The 16,559-nt window shown below is 64.5% G+C and carries 16 protein-coding genes; 4 read left to right on the top strand and 12 right to left on the bottom strand.

Annotated features, from left to right (window positions below; translation table 11 throughout):
• The first annotated feature begins 67 nt into the window (after positions 1–67).
• The gene (locus ABCN56_RS01480) at positions 68–940 is read left to right on the top strand and encodes an NAD(P)-dependent oxidoreductase (RefSeq protein ID WP_343078998.1); all 873 of its coding nucleotides are present in this window, start codon (positions 68–70) and stop codon (positions 938–940) included.
• A gap of 58 nt (positions 941–998) precedes the next feature.
• On the opposite strand, the gene ABCN56_RS01475 is transcribed toward ABCN56_RS01480, so the two are convergent.
• Positions 999–1,553: a lipid-binding SYLF domain-containing protein gene (locus ABCN56_RS01475; protein ID WP_343078997.1), complete on the bottom strand. Its 555-nt coding sequence runs from the start codon at positions 1,551–1,553 to the stop codon at positions 999–1,001.
• A gap of 239 nt (positions 1,554–1,792) precedes the next feature.
• Positions 1,793–2,785, bottom strand: a complete 993-nt coding sequence (hemB, locus tag ABCN56_RS01470; protein ID WP_343078996.1) for a porphobilinogen synthase — start codon at positions 2,783–2,785, stop codon at positions 1,793–1,795.
• Positions 2,786–2,915: 130 nt separating this feature from the next.
• On the opposite strand from hemB, the gene ABCN56_RS01465 reads away from it, so the two are divergent.
• Entirely contained in the window at positions 2,916–3,443 is a 528-nt protein-coding gene (locus ABCN56_RS01465; protein WP_343078995.1) for a component of SufBCD complex, read from the top strand.
• 31 nt (positions 3,444–3,474) lie between these two features.
• Positions 3,475–6,939 (top strand): transcription-repair coupling factor, encoded by a 3,465-nt coding sequence (gene mfd / locus ABCN56_RS01460; protein ID WP_343078994.1) that lies wholly within the window; start codon positions 3,475–3,477, stop codon positions 6,937–6,939.
• 26 nt (positions 6,940–6,965) lie between these two features.
• Here mfd and ABCN56_RS01455 read toward each other — a convergent pair whose 3' ends face one another.
• From ABCN56_RS01455 to ABCN56_RS01430, 6 genes are all read right to left on the bottom strand, one after another.
• Entirely contained in the window at positions 6,966–8,156 is a 1,191-nt protein-coding gene (locus ABCN56_RS01455; protein WP_343080091.1) for a multidrug effflux MFS transporter, read from the bottom strand.
• 11 nt (positions 8,157–8,167) lie between these two features.
• Positions 8,168–8,803 (bottom strand): DsbA family oxidoreductase, encoded by a 636-nt coding sequence (locus ABCN56_RS01450; protein ID WP_343078993.1) that lies wholly within the window; start codon positions 8,801–8,803, stop codon positions 8,168–8,170.
• Complete coding sequence (locus ABCN56_RS01445; RefSeq protein ID WP_343078992.1) at positions 8,800–10,317, bottom strand: class I adenylate-forming enzyme family protein; 1,518 nt, start codon at positions 10,315–10,317, stop codon at positions 8,800–8,802. Before ABCN56_RS01445 ends, ABCN56_RS01450 begins: the two co-directional genes overlap by 4 nt.
• Positions 10,318–10,428: 111 nt before the next feature.
• Positions 10,429–10,752 carry a hypothetical protein gene (locus ABCN56_RS01440; protein ID WP_343078991.1) on the bottom strand — a complete coding sequence of 108 codons (324 nt, stop codon included), beginning with the start codon at positions 10,750–10,752 and terminating at the stop codon, positions 10,429–10,431.
• A gap of 191 nt (positions 10,753–10,943) precedes the next feature.
• Complete coding sequence (locus tag ABCN56_RS01435) at positions 10,944–11,060, bottom strand: entericidin, EcnA/B family (RefSeq protein ID WP_343078990.1); 117 nt, start codon at positions 11,058–11,060, stop codon at positions 10,944–10,946.
• Between the two features lie 4 nt (positions 11,061–11,064).
• Entirely contained in the window at positions 11,065–12,879 is a 1,815-nt protein-coding gene (locus tag ABCN56_RS01430) for an extracellular solute-binding protein (protein ID WP_425466059.1), read from the bottom strand.
• A gap of 321 nt (positions 12,880–13,200) precedes the next feature.
• Here ABCN56_RS01430 and ABCN56_RS01425 point away from each other — a divergent pair, with 321 nt between their 5' ends.
• Positions 13,201–13,974, top strand: a complete 774-nt coding sequence (locus ABCN56_RS01425) for a 3-hydroxybutyrate dehydrogenase (protein ID WP_343078989.1) — start codon at positions 13,201–13,203, stop codon at positions 13,972–13,974.
• A 117-nt stretch (positions 13,975–14,091) separates the two neighbouring features.
• On the opposite strand, the gene ABCN56_RS01420 is transcribed toward ABCN56_RS01425, so the two are convergent.
• The 4 genes from ABCN56_RS01420 to ABCN56_RS01405 form a co-directional block, all read right to left on the bottom strand.
• Entirely contained in the window at positions 14,092–14,328 is a 237-nt protein-coding gene (locus ABCN56_RS01420) for a hypothetical protein (RefSeq protein WP_343078988.1), read from the bottom strand.
• Between the two features lie 75 nt (positions 14,329–14,403).
• Entirely contained in the window at positions 14,404–14,610 is a 207-nt protein-coding gene (locus ABCN56_RS01415; RefSeq protein ID WP_343078987.1) for a hypothetical protein, read from the bottom strand.
• Between the two features lie 152 nt (positions 14,611–14,762).
• The gene (locus ABCN56_RS01410) at positions 14,763–15,476 is read right to left on the bottom strand and encodes a DUF502 domain-containing protein (RefSeq protein ID WP_343078986.1); all 714 of its coding nucleotides are present in this window, start codon (positions 15,474–15,476) and stop codon (positions 14,763–14,765) included.
• A 139-nt stretch (positions 15,477–15,615) separates the two neighbouring features.
• A complete protein-coding gene (locus tag ABCN56_RS01405; RefSeq protein WP_343078985.1) occupies positions 15,616–16,557 on the bottom strand; it encodes a pseudouridine-5'-phosphate glycosidase in 942 nt (313 codons plus the stop codon).
• Positions 16,558–16,559: the final 2 nt, after the last annotated feature.

Below are 16,559 nucleotides of genomic sequence, written 5' to 3'. Positions count from 1 at the left end.
ACGGCAGGTGCGATGCGGGTAACTAGGGCAAATGCGGGTTGTCCGCAATCGCTGAGGGGAGGATGGCATGGCCAAGGTGGCGTTTCTGGGACTGGGTGTAATGGGCTTTCCGATGGCGGGTCATCTCGCCGCCAAGGGCCACGACGTGACGGTGTGGAACCGCACCCCGGCGAAAGCGGAGGCATGGGTCGGGAAACACAAGGGGAAGAAGGCTGCGACGGCGGCGGAAGCCGCGCAGGGCGCCGAATTCGTGATGGCCTGCGTCGGCAACGATGACGACCTGCGCGCGGTCTGCACTGGCGACGACGGCGCGTTCGCCGGAATGGAATCCGGTGCGATATTCGTCGACCACACGACCGTCTCGGCGAAGGTTACGCGCGAGATGGCGGCGCTCGCCGGGGAGAAAGGCGTGGGCTTCGTGGACGCCCCGGTCTCCGGCGGCCAGGCCGGCGCCGAGAACGGCCAGCTTTCGGTGATGTGCGGTGGCGACGAGGCCGACTATGCCGCGGCCGAACCGGTCATCGCGGCCTATGCGAAGATCTGCCGCCGCCTCGGCGACAGCGGCGCCGGGCAGATCACCAAGATGTGCAACCAGATCGCGATCGCAGGGCTCGTCCAGGGGCTCGCCGAGTCGCTTCACTTCGCGGAAAAGGCCGGTCTGTCGATCGAATCCGTCGTCGAGGTCATCAGCCAGGGCGCCGCGGGTTCCTGGCAGATGTCGAACCGCTACAAGACCATGGCCGAGGATCGCTACGACTTCGGCTTCGCGGTGGACTGGATGCGCAAGGACCTCGGCATCTGCCTCGCGACGGCGAACGAGACGGGCGCGAGCCTGCCGGTCACGGCTCTTGTAGACCAGTTCTACAAGGACGTGCAGAAGCTTGGTGGCGGGCGTTGGGACACATCGAGCCTCTTGAAGCGGCTGCGCGCACTCGACTGAGTGAAATCGACGCTTCTGCGCAAGGCCATCCGCCCTGCGCAGAAGCACGGCAGTCCCCTCAGGGAATGATCCGCGTGTACTTGGTGCCCTCGAGCGTGGCGCCGATGATCAGCCCGGCCTGACCGAAGACCAGAGCCACGACCGGATCGAGCGCGGTCGTCGTTTCGACACCGACCGCGCCGCCACGGTCCGGCACGGCATACTTGACGTCCGCCCCGGCGGCCCAGCCGTCGGAACTCCGGAACTTGGCCAGAGCCTCGTTCGTCATGAAGAAGAGCGCATGCGCATACTGCTGCGCGCCAATCTGAAGCCCGAACGTCGCCTGCGTGGCGGAGTAGTAGTCGACCGTCACATCGTTGATCCGCAGCGCGCCGCGCCCATAGGCGCCGCCGAAGCCGAAGCCCGCCTCGGTCATCAGCGGCATGTAGAGAATGCCGACCGCCTTGTTCATGAGATCCTGCGTGCCCGGATACCGGCTGCGCAGGTAATCGCGTGTCGCATCCACCCTCGCATCCAGCTGTTGCGCTCCTGTGCCGCCAATGCCGTTGCCACAGGCCGTCAGGCCAAGCGTTGCCGTTCCGGCCACGATGAATCCACGACGCGAAAGGGTCATGCTGCTCTCCGTTCTGTAATTTATTGTTCTTGGTCTTGCCTTGCCTCCGCCGACCTTGTCCGGTCGGTCGCCCCCTATCTATAGGGGAATCCGCCTTTGATGTCATCAGGTGTTGTGCCCAAACGCCCTTCTTCGGCAAACTCCGGCGCGGCTGTCGCGGCCTGTCAAAATGGATCCCTGCCCACGCGAAAACCGCGGGTAACGAGTTCCAGGCGTCGCGGAAACCTGGCGGGAATGCCTCAGGAAAGCAGCCGCGCGACGTCCGGCGCGAAGTAGGTGAGGATGCCATCGCAGCCCGCACGCCGGAAGGCGAGGAGACTTTCCAGCATCACGTCCTCCTTGACCCAGCCCTGCAGGATCGCGCCCTTCAGCATCGCGTATTCGCCGGACACCTGGTAGGCGAAAGTCGGAACCGCGAACCGCGCCTTCACCGCGGCGCAGATGTCGAGGTATGGCATGCCGGGCTTGACCATCACCATGTCCGCACCCTCGGCCAGATCGCGGGCAACGAGACGGATCGCCTCGTCTGCGTTGCCGGGATTCATCTGGTAGGTCTTCTTGTCGCCCTTCAGCGCGCCGCTCGCGCCGACCGCATCGCGGAACGGGCCATAGAAGGCGGAGGCGTATTTCGCAGCGTAAGACAGGATCGCCACGTCCTTGTGGCCTCCGGCCTCGAGCGCGGAGCGCATGGCGCCGATCCGCCCGTCCATCATGTCCGAAGGCCCGAGGATGTCAGCCCCGGCCTCCGCTTGCGCGAGAGCCATCTTCACGAGGGCCTCGACCGTCTCGTCGTTCACGATCACGCCGTCCCGCACGATCCCGTCATGGCCGAGCGCGTTGTAGGGATCGAGGGCGACGTCCGTCATGACCGCGATCTCGGGAACCGCCGCCTTGATCGCCCGCACCGCTCGGTTCGAGAGGTTGTCGGGGTTCCAGGCCTCCTCGCAGGTTTCGGTCTTCAGCGCGGGGTCCGTGTAGGGGAAGAGGCAGACCGCAGGGATGCCTAGCTGCGCGGCCTCCTCGGCAGCCTTCACGACGCCATCCACCGTCAGGCGGCTCACCCCCGGCATCGAGGCCACGGGCGCATCCGCGCCGGGCACGTCGGTGACGAAGAGCGGCCAGATCAGGTCCTTGACCGATAGCCGGTTTTCCTGTGCGAGATCGCGCAGGGCGGCAGTCCGGCGCAGCCGGCGCGGGCGGTTTGCGGGGAAGGGGGCGATGACGGGCGTCATGGGCACACTCTTGGCTGATCCTTCGGAACGGGTTACGAGGGTTCTGCGCATATCTCAAGCGCAATGACCGGCAGGCCCCCCGGCGCATCGTCGCGGAGCGGCGCGCCCAAGGCGGACGGCGGGAGGCAGAGTGGACTGGACTGAACAGGTTTTCGAGCTGATCGACATGCGGTCATTCTCGAATCTCTGGTACTGGATCGTTCTGGCGACGGTCTGGTCCTCGGCCTCGCATTGGACACTCGGGGTGCCCTACGACATGATCCTGCGCGCGCGGCGGCGCGGAGGACAATTCGAGGAGGATCTCGTCTCGATCGTGAAGGTGAACGTCAATCGGATCGTTCACGTTTCGAGCCAGTCCGGTGTCACGCTCGTCGCCGGCGGCAGCTTCGCCATGACCACGCTCGGTCTGCTCGGATTTCTCTACAGGATCGAGTTCTGTCAGGCGATCTTCCTGATCCTCTTCCCGATGACATTCGTCGCCTGGCTGAGCATCAAGGCCGCCAACAGGATCCACGAGACGTCCCCCGAGGGCGAGGACCTGCGGAAGGTGCTCCTGCGCCACCGCCTCTATGTCCAGGTGATCGGAATGGCGTCGATCTTCGTCACGGCCTTCTGGGGCATGTATCAGAACCTCGACATCGGCGCGATCCCCAGTTGACACCGGCGCCCCTTTGCTTAGGTCAGCGCGAATGACCGGCCGCGAACACATAATTCTTTCCGGCGCACCCGAAGGCTTCGACGCCAGGGCAGTCGCGCGGGAACTGGCTCAGGACAAGAGCATCATCCACGTCGCGCGCGACGACAGGCGGATGGAGGCCATGCGCGCCGCGCTCGCCTTCTTCGCACCGGACGCGGTCGTGATGAGCCTGCCGGCCTGGGACTGCCTTCCCTATGACCGCGTCTCCCCGAACCCGGACATCTCGGCCGCGCGCATGGCGACGCTTGCCGCGTTAGCGCACGGGATGCCCAAGCCCTTCGTCCTTCTGACAACGCTTTCGTCGGCGATGCAGCGCGTTCCGACGCGCGAGGTTCTGCGGGAAGCGACCTTCACCGCCCGCGTCGGAGGAAGGGTGAACGAGGCCGCGTTGCGGGACTTCCTCGTCCGGATGGGCTTTTCCCAGACCCCCACGGTCACCGAACCCGGCGACTACGCCATCCGTGGCGGGATCATCGACATCTTCCCGCCGGGCGAGGGCGGGCCGGTGCGGCTCGACCTCTTCGGCGACGTCCTCGACGGCGCGCGCCGCTTCGACCCGGCGACGCAGCGAAGCACCGAGAAGCTCAACACCGTTGAACTGACCCCGGTTTCCGAGGTCATCCTCGACGAGGCTTCGATCACCCGCTTCCGGCAGAACTACCGGATCGAATTCGGCGCCGCAGGAACGGACGATCCGCTTTACGAGGCGGTCAGCGCCGGGCGCAAGCACGCCGGGATGGAGCACTGGCTGCCCTTCTTCCACGAGCGGCTGGAGACGCTGTTCGACTATCTTCCCGACGCCACCGTGATGCTCGACGATCAACTGACGCCCGCCCGGATGTCTCGCTGGGAGGGGATCGCGGATCAATACGACACGCGGCGCGAGGCGATGCGGCGGAAGGATCGGCTGGATACGGTCTACAAGCCCTGTGCACCGGGGCTCCTCTATCTCGACGGCCAGGCCTGGGATGCCGCGATCGCGGACGAACGCGTCATCCAGCTCGTGACGCTGCCGCAGCCGACCGGGCCCGGAGTGCTCGACGCGGGCGGCAGGATCGGCCGGAACTTCTCACCGGAGCGCCAGCAGGAAGAGGTGAGCCTTTTCGGCGCGCTCGCCATGCATCTGGAAGCGAAGCGGAAGTCCGGCAACGTGATCCTCGCGGCCTATTCCGAAGGCGCGCGGGAACGCCTGTCCGGTCTTCTGGCCGATGAAGGCGTCGAGGGCGCCGTCCCGATCCGCGACATCCGCGACGTGAAGGACGCCAAGGGTGGCCTGTATCTTGCCGTCTGGGCGCTGGAACACGGGTTCGAGGGGCAGGGCCTGACGGTCATCGCCGAGCAGGACGTGCTGGGCGACCGCCTGATCCGCGGCCCGAAGAAACGCCGGAAGGCCGAGAACTTCCTGACCGAGGCGCAGTCGCTCACACCCGGTGATCTCGTGGTCCACGTCGACCACGGCGTCGGACGCTATCGCGGTCTGGAAACGATCACCGCGCTCGGCGCGCCGCATGAATGCGTCTGGATCGAATACGCGGGCGGCGACCGGCTTTACCTGCCGGTCGAGAACATCGAGCTTCTGAGCCGCTACGGCCACGAGGAAGGTCTTCTCGACAAGCTCGGCGGCGGTGCCTGGCAGGCGAAGAAGGCAAAGCTCAAGCAGCGCATCCGCGAGATTGCGGAACGGTTGATCCGGGTCGCGGCCGAACGGTACCTGCGCGCCGCCCAGGTCATGGAGCCCCCGGACGGGCTCTGGGACGCGTTCTGCGCGCGATTCCCTTACCAGGAGACCGACGACCAGCTGACCGCGATCGAGGAAGTGCTGAACGACCTCTCTCAAGGCACGCCGATGGACCGGCTCATCGTGGGCGACGTGGGCTTCGGCAAGACCGAGGTCGCGATGCGGGCTGCCTTCGTCGCGGCCATGTCGGGCGCTCAGGTCGCGGTGATCGCACCGACCACGCTTCTGGCGCGGCAACACTTCAAGACCTTCGCCGAACGCTTCCGGGGCATGCCGCTGAACGTCCGGCCCCTGTCGCGCTTCGTCTCTGCCCGCGACGCCCAGACGACGCGGGAAGGGCTGGCGGACGGTTCCGTCGATATCGTCATCGGAACCCACGCGATCCTTGCAAAGGGCATCCGGTTCAAGAACCTCGGCCTCCTCGTGATCGACGAGGAGCAGCATTTCGGCGTCTCCCACAAGGAGCGGCTGAAGGAGATGCGCAGTGAGGTCCACGTCCTGACCCTGACCGCGACCCCGATCCCGCGGACCCTGCAGCTTTCGCTCACGGGCGTCCGCGACCTGTCGATCATCGGCACGCCGCCCGTCGACCGGCTGGCGATCCGCACTTATGTCAGCGAGTTCGACGCGGTCACGATCCGCGAGGCCCTGCTGCGCGAACGCTTCCGCGGCGGACAGTCCTTCTACGTCGTCCCGCGCATCGCGGACCTGCCCGACGTCGAGGAATTCCTGAAGTCCGAGGTGCCGGAGGTGAGCTACGTCGTCGCGCATGGGCAGATGGCGGCGGGCGAGCTCGATGACCGGATGAACGCCTTCTACGACGGCAAGTACGATGTGCTGGTTGCAACGTCGATCGTGGAATCCGGCCTCGACATCCCGACCGCGAACACGATGGTCGTGCACCGCGCCGACATGTTCGGCCTCGCACAGCTCTACCAGATCCGGGGCAGGGTTGGGCGGTCGAAGACGCGCGCCTACTGCTTCCTCACCACGAAGCCACGCGCGCCCCTTACCCCGCAGGCGATCAAGCGGCTGCGGCTTCTGGGAAGCCTCGACAGCCTCGGCGCAGGCTTCAACCTCGCCTCGCAGGATCTCGACCTGCGGGGGGCGGGGAACCTTCTGGGCGAGGAGCAGTCCGGCCATATTCGGGAAGTGGGTTACGAGCTTTACCAGTCGATGCTCGAGGACACGATCGCCAAGCTCCGCGCCGGCGAAATCTCCGCCGTGGACGAGGACGGAGACTGGGCACCACAGATCAACCTCGGCGTGCCGGTGCTGATCCCGGAGGAATATGTCCCCGACCTCGACGTCCGCCTAGGCCTTTATCGGCGCCTCTCGGGCCTCGACACGAAGGTGGAACTGGAAGGCTTCGCCGCGGAACTGATCGACCGGTTCGGCGATTTGCCGAAGGAGGTGAACACCCTCCTCCTCGTCGTGCGCATCAAGGCGATGTGCAAGCGGGCCGGAATCGCGCGGCTCGATGGCGGGCCGAAGGGCGCGGTGGTGCAGTTCCACAACGACAAGTTCGCGAACCCCGCGGGCCTCGTCGAGTACCTGCAAGCTGAACGCGGCCTCGCCAAGGTCAAGGACAACAAGATCATCGTGCGCCGCGACTGGGCCAGCGAAGCAGACAAGATCCGTGGCGCCTTCGCCATCGCCCGCGACCTTGCCGAGAAGGCCCGCGCCGTTGAAAAGCCGAAGGCCAAGGCGAAGGCCTGATCCGCCGAAGGCGTTGCCCCCGGGTATCAGCTGGCCTCCGTTGTCCTGCGCATGAGCATCCAGGCGACGGCCGAGCAGACAAGCGTTCCGATCAGGATCGGCACGGCCGTCCCGTTGTACGCAAGCCCCACCGGCACAGCGATCGCGACGGCCGCGATCGTCGCGATCGCCGAGACGACCGAGGTGGCCATTCCGGCGATATGTCCCATCTTCTCGAGCGCGAGCGCGTTCAGGTTCCCGAAGGTTATCCCCGCCATGAAGAAGACACTCACGGCCCAGATGAAGAATGCCGGGAACACGAGAGTCCCGAACGAGGCAAACGTCAGCATCGCGATCGACATGATCGTCTGGCCGGCATAGGCCCAGGTCGCGATCCGGCGCATGCCCAGCCGCACAACGAAACGGGCATTGAGGACAGAGCCCGTCCCCGAGAGAATGGCCATCAAGGCGAACCAAAGCGGGAAGCTTTCGCCGCGACCATAGGTTTCGTCGAAAAGTTGCTGCGCCGCGGACAGGAGCGCGAACATCTGGCCGAAGCCGAGGCTGAGAACCGCCGTGTAAAGCCGCACCTGCGGGTCGGCCAGAACCTCGCGCGCGGCCTCCCGCATCGGAACGACGCGCAGCGGACGGCGGCGCTCGGGCGGCAGCGTCTCTTCCTGACGGATGTTGACCCAAGCGGTCCCCACGAGCCCGAAGACGATGAAGGCCCCGAACACGCCGCGCCAGCCGGCGAAGCTCTGGATCACTTGACCGATGGAAGGCGCAACCGCGGGCACGAGGATGAAGACCATCATGACGAGCGACGTGACGCGCGCCATCTCCCGTCCCGCATAGAGGTCGCGCACCAGTGCGAGGCCGGCAATGCGTGGACCGGCCGCTCCGAGGCCCTGCAGGAAGCGCGCGGCGAGCAGCATCTCGATCGAAGTCGCCGTCATCGAAAGCGCCGACCCCGCGAGGTAGAGAACGAAACCGCCCGTGATCGCTACCTTGCGCCCCGTCGCGTCCGAGATCGGCCCGGCGAAGAACGTGCCGACCCCCATGCCCAGCACGAAGGCAGTCAGGATCAGCTGCGCGCGGTTGACCGCGTCGGGCGTGAGTTCGGCCGCGATCTGGGGCAGGGCGGGCAGCATCGCGTCGATGGAAAACGCGATGCTCGCGAAAAGGAGCGCCAGCATCGCCGTGAATTCCGGAAGCGAAAGCCGGCGCTCCGGGATCATTATTTGAGCTTTCAAGATGGGCGCTCCGCGAGCTCGTCGATGACATCCAGCCAGAGTTGCGAGGGCTGCGCACCCTGAACGACATGCCGGTTTCCGATGATGAAGGTCGGCACCGCGGTCACGCCACGTTCGCGCGCGTGGCGGTCGCGCGCGATGATGTCGTCGCGGTCGGCGTCGGTGGCAAGAAGATGCGCGACCATGGCGCGGTCGAGACCCGCCTCGGCGGCGATGTCGGCGAGTGTCCCGGCGTCACCGATATCGCGCCCCTCGCGGAAGTAGGCACGGAACAGCGCGGAGACGATGGCCGTCTGGCGCCCTTCAAGACCGGCCCAATGGATCAGCCGATGCGCGTCCAGCGTGTTCGGGGTGCGCCGGATCTTGTCGAAATTGATCTCAACCCCGGCCTGTTCGGCATGTTCCGCGATCTGGGTATAGACGCGAACCGCTCCCTCCCGGCCACCGAACTTGGCCTCCAGATAGGCGGCCCGGTCCATTCCTTCCGGGGGCATTTCGGGATTGAGCTGAAACGGGTGCCATTCAATCAGGAAGGGGTGCTCCGGCCGGGCTTCCAGCGCGCGGTCGAGGCGGGCCTTTCCGATATAGCACCAAGGGCAGATCGGATCGGAAAGTATATCAAGGCGAATCAAAGACCTGCCTCCCATTCTTCACGCAGTTTTCGACGGTTGACCTTGCCGTTCGCACCGAGCGGCAAGGCCTCGCGCCGGATGTAGAGGCGGGGCTGCTTGTAGCGTGCGAGCCGATCCTCGGCGTGGGCCTTCAAGGCTTCCTCGGTCGCCGGGCCGGTGTGGAACAACGCGATGACGGAGACATCCTGCTTGAGCCGTGCTTCTATCGCGGCAACGTCTCCGGCGTCGGGGCACGCATGCATCGCCGCCTCGACCTCCAGTGGGGAAACCCGATAGCCCCCGGCATTCATCATGTCATCGTTGCGGCCAAGGTAGGTGATCGCACCATCTTCGGCCATGGACACCATGTCTCCGGTCACGAACCAATCACCACGAAACCGGGATTTCGTTTCCGCTTCGTTGTCGAGGTACCCAAGGAAAAGCCCCGGATCCGACCGATGAACGGCAAGGACTCCGGGCTCGCCATGCGCGACGGGCGCGCCGCTTTCATCCAGCACGGCGACGTGGCGCCCTTCCTGCGGATAGCCGATGGCCCCTTCCGGCGCGGGATGGGCTGGAGAGGCTGAAACGAATGTCGAGCATTCCGACATGCCGAGAGCTTCACAGATCAGCGTGCCGGTCGCGCCTTCCCAGGCGGCGCGAGTCGCTTCGGAAAGCTTCTCACCCGCTGCCAGACCATGACGGAGGCGAGGCAGGTCAACGCGGTCCCCACGCTTCAGCATTTGCCGATAAACACCTGGCGCTGCTGCGAAAATGGTGGCGTCGAACCGCTTCAGCAAAAGGAACAGCTGATCGGATGTCACCCCGGCGCCCGGAATCAGGGCTGTCGCGCCGACGGCCCAAGGGTCCATCAACCCGGTGCCGAGCGTGTAGGTCCAGTTGAATGCGCCAGCGTGAAGCAAACGGTCGCTTTCCCGCAGCCCGTACCATCCGTCCCACATCATCCGGCGCGCCCAGACCGCGCGATGCGCGTGAACCACGGCACGCGGCTGGCCCGAACTTCCCGAGGTGTAGATGATATATGCCGGCCGCTCCGGGTCGCCCAAGACGGGGATCGCCGGCGGGAGGTTTTCAAAAGCCCGAAGCTCCGCCTCGGAGATGACGTGGCAGTCGCGGTTTTCCGGAAGCGGGATGCCCGCCCCGGCGACGATCAGGCGGGGACGGATTTCGGTGGAAATCCATTCCAGTTCCGGGCTCGTCAGTTGCGTCGATGTCGGAACCGGAATGAGGCCGGCAGCTATCGCCCCCAGGAACGCGATAGGGAATTCGATAGTATTTCCCAGCCGCAGGAGAACTCGGTCGCCCGGCGTGAGCCCGAGCCCGAGCAGGCCGGCGGCCGCCCCCAGAACCGCGGCGTTGAGGCGCGCGTAGCTCCAGCGTTCCGCCCCCGAGGGCCGCACGATCTGCAGCGCGATCTTGTCGGGCCTGTCGTTGGCATGTCCGAGGACGTAACCCGCGAGGTTGAATTCCCGGGGGCAGGGCGGAAGCGGGGGAGTCTCAAATACCGAGAGCATCGCTCTCTGCTACGCCTCGGCAGGAGAGGTTTCAAGGCGGCTTGGATGCTGGATACTTGCCCTCGCCACAGCCGCGGACGCGATCAGGCGAGGGGCAGCGAATGCGGAACCCTATTCGTTCCCCTCGTCCCCGAAGCGGGAATCATCGTCGTATTCGTCCTCTCCGTCCGGGAGGAACTTCCCGGAAAGCGAGATGGAATGATCGTCGTGGCGCGGGTCCATGACCACGTCGGACGGCAGTTCGCCCCGAAGCCACTCGCGGATTTCCTGCGCCGCGTCCGTTGGTTCCTGATCAGTCAGTTGGGCGATGTAGTTCACGAACGCCCGCTGATCGCCATCGATATCCTCAAGCTCCGCCTCGTCCGCTTCGGGCCAACGGTCAACGATGGCGTCGAAGAACGAGGACCAGTTGTCCTGAACGTGGTGCCACTTCATTCTGCCTGCCTCCGGTCTCTTTCGGGTCCGTTTCAATCCGATCATGCAGCCAAAGTTTCAGCGGGAAAAGAACTTTGACCGCGACACTTGCATCCATGCCGCGAGGCGGCGGCCATGTCCCCGCCGGGCGCGCCAATCCACTCCGCCGCATTCAGGCAGCGGTTCCGGCCGTCTGGCACCGGATGATGGGATCAGAACGTGTCCCGGACGGTGCGCGCCGCGCCGGAAATATCCTCGCCCACACCTGCGACCGTGTTGCAGGCGGCGAGCCCGGCGAGCATCGCGATAAGGATCAGTTTGCGCGTCATGGGTTCAGTCCTCCCACCACCATACCTCGGGTATGAATCCCGGCCAGTATCCGTAGACCGGCAGCGTGTCCGGATAACGCAGATGACGCGAATGCGCAACGCGTGCTTCGCGCGAATACCAGATCGGAATCACATATCTGCCGGCCGTGAGAATCCGGTCCAGCGCCTTTGTCGCCGCGATGAATTCGTCCTGGTCCGCTGCGCCGACCATCGCCGCGACCATCGCCTCGATCGCCTCGCTGTCGACGCCCATCCAGTTCCGGGAACCTGGCTCGGTGACGCCCTTGCGGCCCCAATAAAGAAGCTGTTCGTTGCCGGGCGAAAGGGACAGCGACCTCGTGTAGAAGGCCATGCCGAAATCGTAGGCCTTGGTTCGCTCGGTGTACTGCGCGCTGTCGACGATGCTGACAACAGGATTGATCCCGAGCCGCTTCAGCGCCTCTATGTAGATGTCGACGATCGACTGCGTTTCCGTCGCGCCCTGGGAAAGCACGATCTCGAAGGTGAATGGCTCCCCGGCGGCGTTCTTCAGCACTCCGTTATCGACGGCCCACCCGGCTTCCTCGATCAGAGCGATGGCCTTGCGCGTATTGCCGCGGTTGAGTTCGGTCCCGTCGCCCACGGGCAGCGAATATCCCTCGATCGTTCCCGGAACGAGTTCGTCGGCGTAGGGCGAGAGAAGCTCTGCCGCGCGTCCCGCCGCCGGCCCATGATCCATCCCGAGAACGGAGTTCGAGAAATAGGAGGTGATCCGGGGCTCGGTCCCACCGTTCAGGGTCTGGTTGATGAACTCGAAATTGAAGACGAGCGTCATTGCTTCCCGCACCCGCCAGTCCTGGAAGACGGGAATGCGGGTATTCATCACGAGGCCGCTGATCCCGGAGGGGCGGCTATGGGGGATGACGCTCTTCACCACCTCGCCCGAGGTCATGGCGGGAAAATCGTATTGAGTCAGCCACTTTGCGCTGTTCGTTTCAGCCCAGATGTTTATCTCGCCAGCCTTGAACGCCTCGAAGACGACGCCGGCATCCCCGAAGTAGTCATACCGGATCTCGTCGAGGTTGTTGGTCCCCCGATTAACGGGAAGATCCTTGCCCCAGTAATCCGGGTTCCGTCGGAAACTGATGAAACGGCCCGGTTCGAACTTGTCGACGACGTAGGGACCGGAACCGATCGGAGCGTCGAGCGTGCTTTCGGCGAAGTCCATTCCCTCCCACTGAGCCTTTTTCAGAATCGGGCGCATCCCCATGAGCAGAGCGAGCTCCCGGTCCTCGGTGTTGAAGGTGATGCGGACGGAACGCGGGCCGGTCTGCTCCATCTTCGCGACCTTGCCCCAGGCGGTCTGGTAGCGCGGGTGCCCGATGGTCCCCAGGGTCTCGTAGCTCCACATCACGTCCTCGATCGTGACCGGGCTTCCATCCGAGAATCGGGCCTCGTCTCGGAGGGTGAATTCCACCCAGGAACGGGACTCGTCCGTCTCCACCGATTCGGCGAGAAGACCGTAGAGTGTGAAGGGTTCGTCGATGGACCGCGCCATCATCGTTTCCACAACGTGAACACCCAATCCCCAGGGTGCGCGCCCTTTGACGATGTAGGGGTTCAGGCTGTCAAAGCCACCGGCCTCGCCGAACACCATTCGGCCACCCTTCGGCGCGTCCGGATTAGCATAGGGCAAAGACACAAAATCGGGTGGCAGCGCGGGCTCCCCGTACATAGCTATGCCGTGTTTCGGCTCTGCGTGCGCGGCAACGGCAGTGGCCGCCACCATCAGGATTGTCGCCGCAGCGCGTTTCACCGCGATCCCTATCCGACCCTTCATCCTGCCACGGCCTCTCGATTTCACTGTTCACCGATGCGGCCACGCTATCGCCGCTTTCTTGGCTTTTCAAACTTTTAGCTTGGAGAGCGGCGGTGTTACGCGTATAAAGGTCCCACTGCTCGATAGGTTTCTTGCCTGTATGAAACCTGCCTCAATAACTCAACGCCCGCCTCGCGCGGGCGTTTTTTTTCGCCCTCTGCGGGCATCTCAAGGAGGCGAGCAGATCGCGAGAATCGGCAGCGGTCTTGGCGACCATTTTTGGCTGTTCTTTGCGCCTGCAGCATCTATTGTCGCTGCGGACGCAACTTGAAAGGGAACGCCATGAGCCTCGCTGGCAAGACCGCGGTCATCACGGGATCGAACTCCGGCATCGGACTTGGTGTCGCATACGAGCTCGCAAGGGCGGGCGCGGATGTCGTCATCAACTCGTTTACCGATCGCTCTGAAGATCACGCCCTGGCCGAGCAGATCGCAAGAGAACACGGCGTCAAGGCGCGCTACATCAAGGCGGACATGTCCGTGGGCGAGGAGTGCCGGGCGCTCGTTGAGACCGCCGGGACTTGCGACATCCTCGTCAACAATGCGGGCATCCAGCATGTGGCGCCGATCGAGTCGTTTCCGGCGGCGAAGTGGGACGCGATCATCGCGGTCAACCTCAGTTCCGCCTTTCACACGACCGCGGCCGCCTTGCCGCTGATGCGCGCGAAAGGATGGGGCCGGATTGTCAACATCGCCTCGGCGCATGGCCTGACGGCGTCTCCGTACAAATCCGCCTATATCGCGGCAAAGCACGGGATCGTCGGCTTGACGAAGACAGTCGCCCTCGAGGCGGCGGGGCAGGGGATCACGGCAAATGCCGTCTGCCCCGGATACGTTCTTACACCCCTGATCGAATCCCAGATCCCGGACCAGATGAAAACGCACGGCATGGACCGTGAAACGGTGATCCGCGAGGTCATGCTGGCGCGTCAGCCATCGAAGCAGTTCGCCACGATCGAACAGATCGGCGGAACCGTCGCCTTCCTGTGCAGTGCCGCCGCAGATCAGATCACCGGAACGACCATCAGCGTGGATGGTGGCTGGACGGCGCTCTGACAATATGGGGCGTCCTTCGGCCAAGCCGTCGTTTCCAGATAGAAAAATGCGGCCGCGTCACCGCAGCCGCACTTCCCAGCACAAGCGGAACTGGCCCGCTCGAACCCCTTCCGAATATTAGCCAGCAGGGGCGGTGTCGACCGGCGTGGACGACCCGCTGTCGTGTCCATGCACGGCAACGGCGATCAGCACCAGGAGAAGAAGCGGAACGATGATCCCGCCAGAGGTGCCAGCCGTATCTTCCTCGATCACTTCGGGCGCGATGACCGGCTCGATCACCGGCTCTGCCATGCCGCCGGCGAGTGCCGGCATCGCGATCATGGATGCCGTAATGGCAGCAATGAGTGTCTTCATGATTGTTCTCCTGTCTTCACTGTCGGTTTGAGGTTGGAAATTGGTGGAGAAATCTCCTCCGCTGGAACTCGTCTGTCAGGTCTGCCGCGCCGCGTCGCCGTCCGAATGCGAGACCGCAACCGCGATCAACACCAGGAGGAGAAGCGGAACGATGATTCCGCCGGAGGTCCCTGCCGTGTCCTCGACGATCACTTCGGGTTCGACGACCGGCTCTGCCATGCCGCCCGCGAATGCAGGCGAGGCCATGCAGAAAGCAGCTAGGGCGGTTCGGATCATCTTCATGGGATGACCTCCACATCTACGCTTTGTAAACGGATGCTAGCATGCAACCTGTGCCCATCAATGCGAAAACTTGGATCTTTCCCTGGGCCGCGGCGCTTCGGCAACACCTTGCTCAGGTTGCACCAACCCTCGCCTTTGCGCTTGAAAGAGGATCAGGCTGGCCGCTTGATCTGATCTTCCTTGAGCTTTTCCACTTCCTTCGCGGTCGGATACACCAGTCCGGCGGAGATGATCAGCTTCGCCGCGTCTTCGACCGACATGTCGAGGAAGACGACGTCTTCGCGCGGCACGAAAAGCAGGAAACCCGATGTCGGGTTTGGAGTGGTGGGAAGGAAGACCGAGATGAGCGGCTCGTCCCGCGGGATCTTCTTGTCGATTTCGCCTTTCGTCGACGAGGAAACGAAGGCGATCGCCCAAAGGCCCTTGCGCGGGTATTCCACGAGGCAGGCCTTGTCGAAATTCGCCGCGCCCTGAGCGAAGACCGTCTCGGTGATCTGCTTGAGCCCGTTGTAGACGGAGCGGACCACGGGCATCCGGTCCACGACGCCTTCCGCCCACGCGATCATCGAACGCCCGATGAGCCCCTTCGCCATCCAGCCGACGATCACCGTGAAGATCAGGAAGATGATGACGCCGACGCCGCGCAGGTTCACGCCGATGTACTTCTGCGGCTGGTATTGGGAGGGGATGAAGGGCAACACCCAGCTGTCGATCCATCCGACCACCGTCCAGAACAGCCAGAGCGTCAGGAAGATGGGCGCGATCACGACAAGACCGGTAAGGAACGACGCGCGCAACCCGGCCAGCATGCCGTGGCGCTTCCGCGGCTGCGGGTGAAGGTTGAGCGGATCCTGGTTTTCGGTCATCGAGCGCCTGCGACAGATTTAGCGCGGAATGTAGGGGCTTTGGAGCGGCCCCACAACGCTGCAGATTCCGCTATGCGCAACAAATTCGCGTTTGCAGCCCAACAGGTACCCGTGGCGGCCCGCTCCGAAACCGGTTGCGTCATTCTCCGTCCTTGCGAAGACTGGCGAGTTCCCGCGCGATGCCGGACGCGAGGCGGGCGTTGTTCCTGACCAGGGCGATGTTCGCGGCGAGGGAGCGGCCCTTGGTGAGCTCGAAAATCCGCTCCAAAAGGAAGGGCGTGACCGCCTTTGCGGCGATGCCGCGCGCTTCGGCCTCTGCCTGCGCCTCGGCGATGACGGGGTCGATCACTTCGCGGGGGATTTCGTGTTCGTGAGGGATCGGGTTTGCGACCAGTTGTCCGCCGGACAAGCCCAGCCGCGACCTCATCGCCTGCGCCGCGGCAATTTCGGCCGGGTTGTCGATCCGGAGCGGCGCTGGAAGGCCCGAGCTACGTGACCAGAAGGCCGGGAAATCGTCCTGGCCGCAGGCGATCACCGGGACGCCCAGCGTCTCGAGCACCTCAAGGGTCTTCGGAAGGTCGAGGATTGCCTTGGCCCCCGCCGAAACGACGGTCACGGGCGTCTGCGCGAGTTCCCGGAGGTCCGCCGATATGTCGAAGCTCGCTTCCGCGCCGCGATGCACGCCGCCGATCCCGCCCGTCGCGAAGACGCCGATGCCGGCGAGGTTCGCGGCAATCATCGTTGCGGCCACGGTCGTCGCGCCGGTGCGGCCCTGGGCCAGGCAAACGGCCATATCTGCCCGCGATAGCTTCATCGCGCCCCTGGTGCGGGCGAGGGAGGTCAGTTCGGCCTCCGTCAGGCCGATACGGATGCGGCCGTCCATCACAGCGATCGTGGCCGGGCAGGCGCCCGATCCGCGCACCTCCGCCTCGACGCCAAGCGCGGTTTCGAGGTTCTGAGGCCAAGGCATCCCGTGGGTGATGATCGTCGATTCCAACGCCACAATCGGTTCGGCATGGTCAAGTGCGGATCGCACTGCGGGCGAGAAGGTCAGGGGCGCCTGCGAGGAGTTTCGGGGCATGT

Source organism: Ostreiculturibacter nitratireducens, from assembly GCF_032670585.1.
GTDB lineage: Bacteria > Pseudomonadota > Alphaproteobacteria > Rhodobacterales > Rhodobacteraceae > Ostreiculturibacter > Ostreiculturibacter nitratireducens.
Note: the sequence above shows the minus strand (reverse complement) of the source record. Positions and strands in the feature narration are given on the sequence as shown.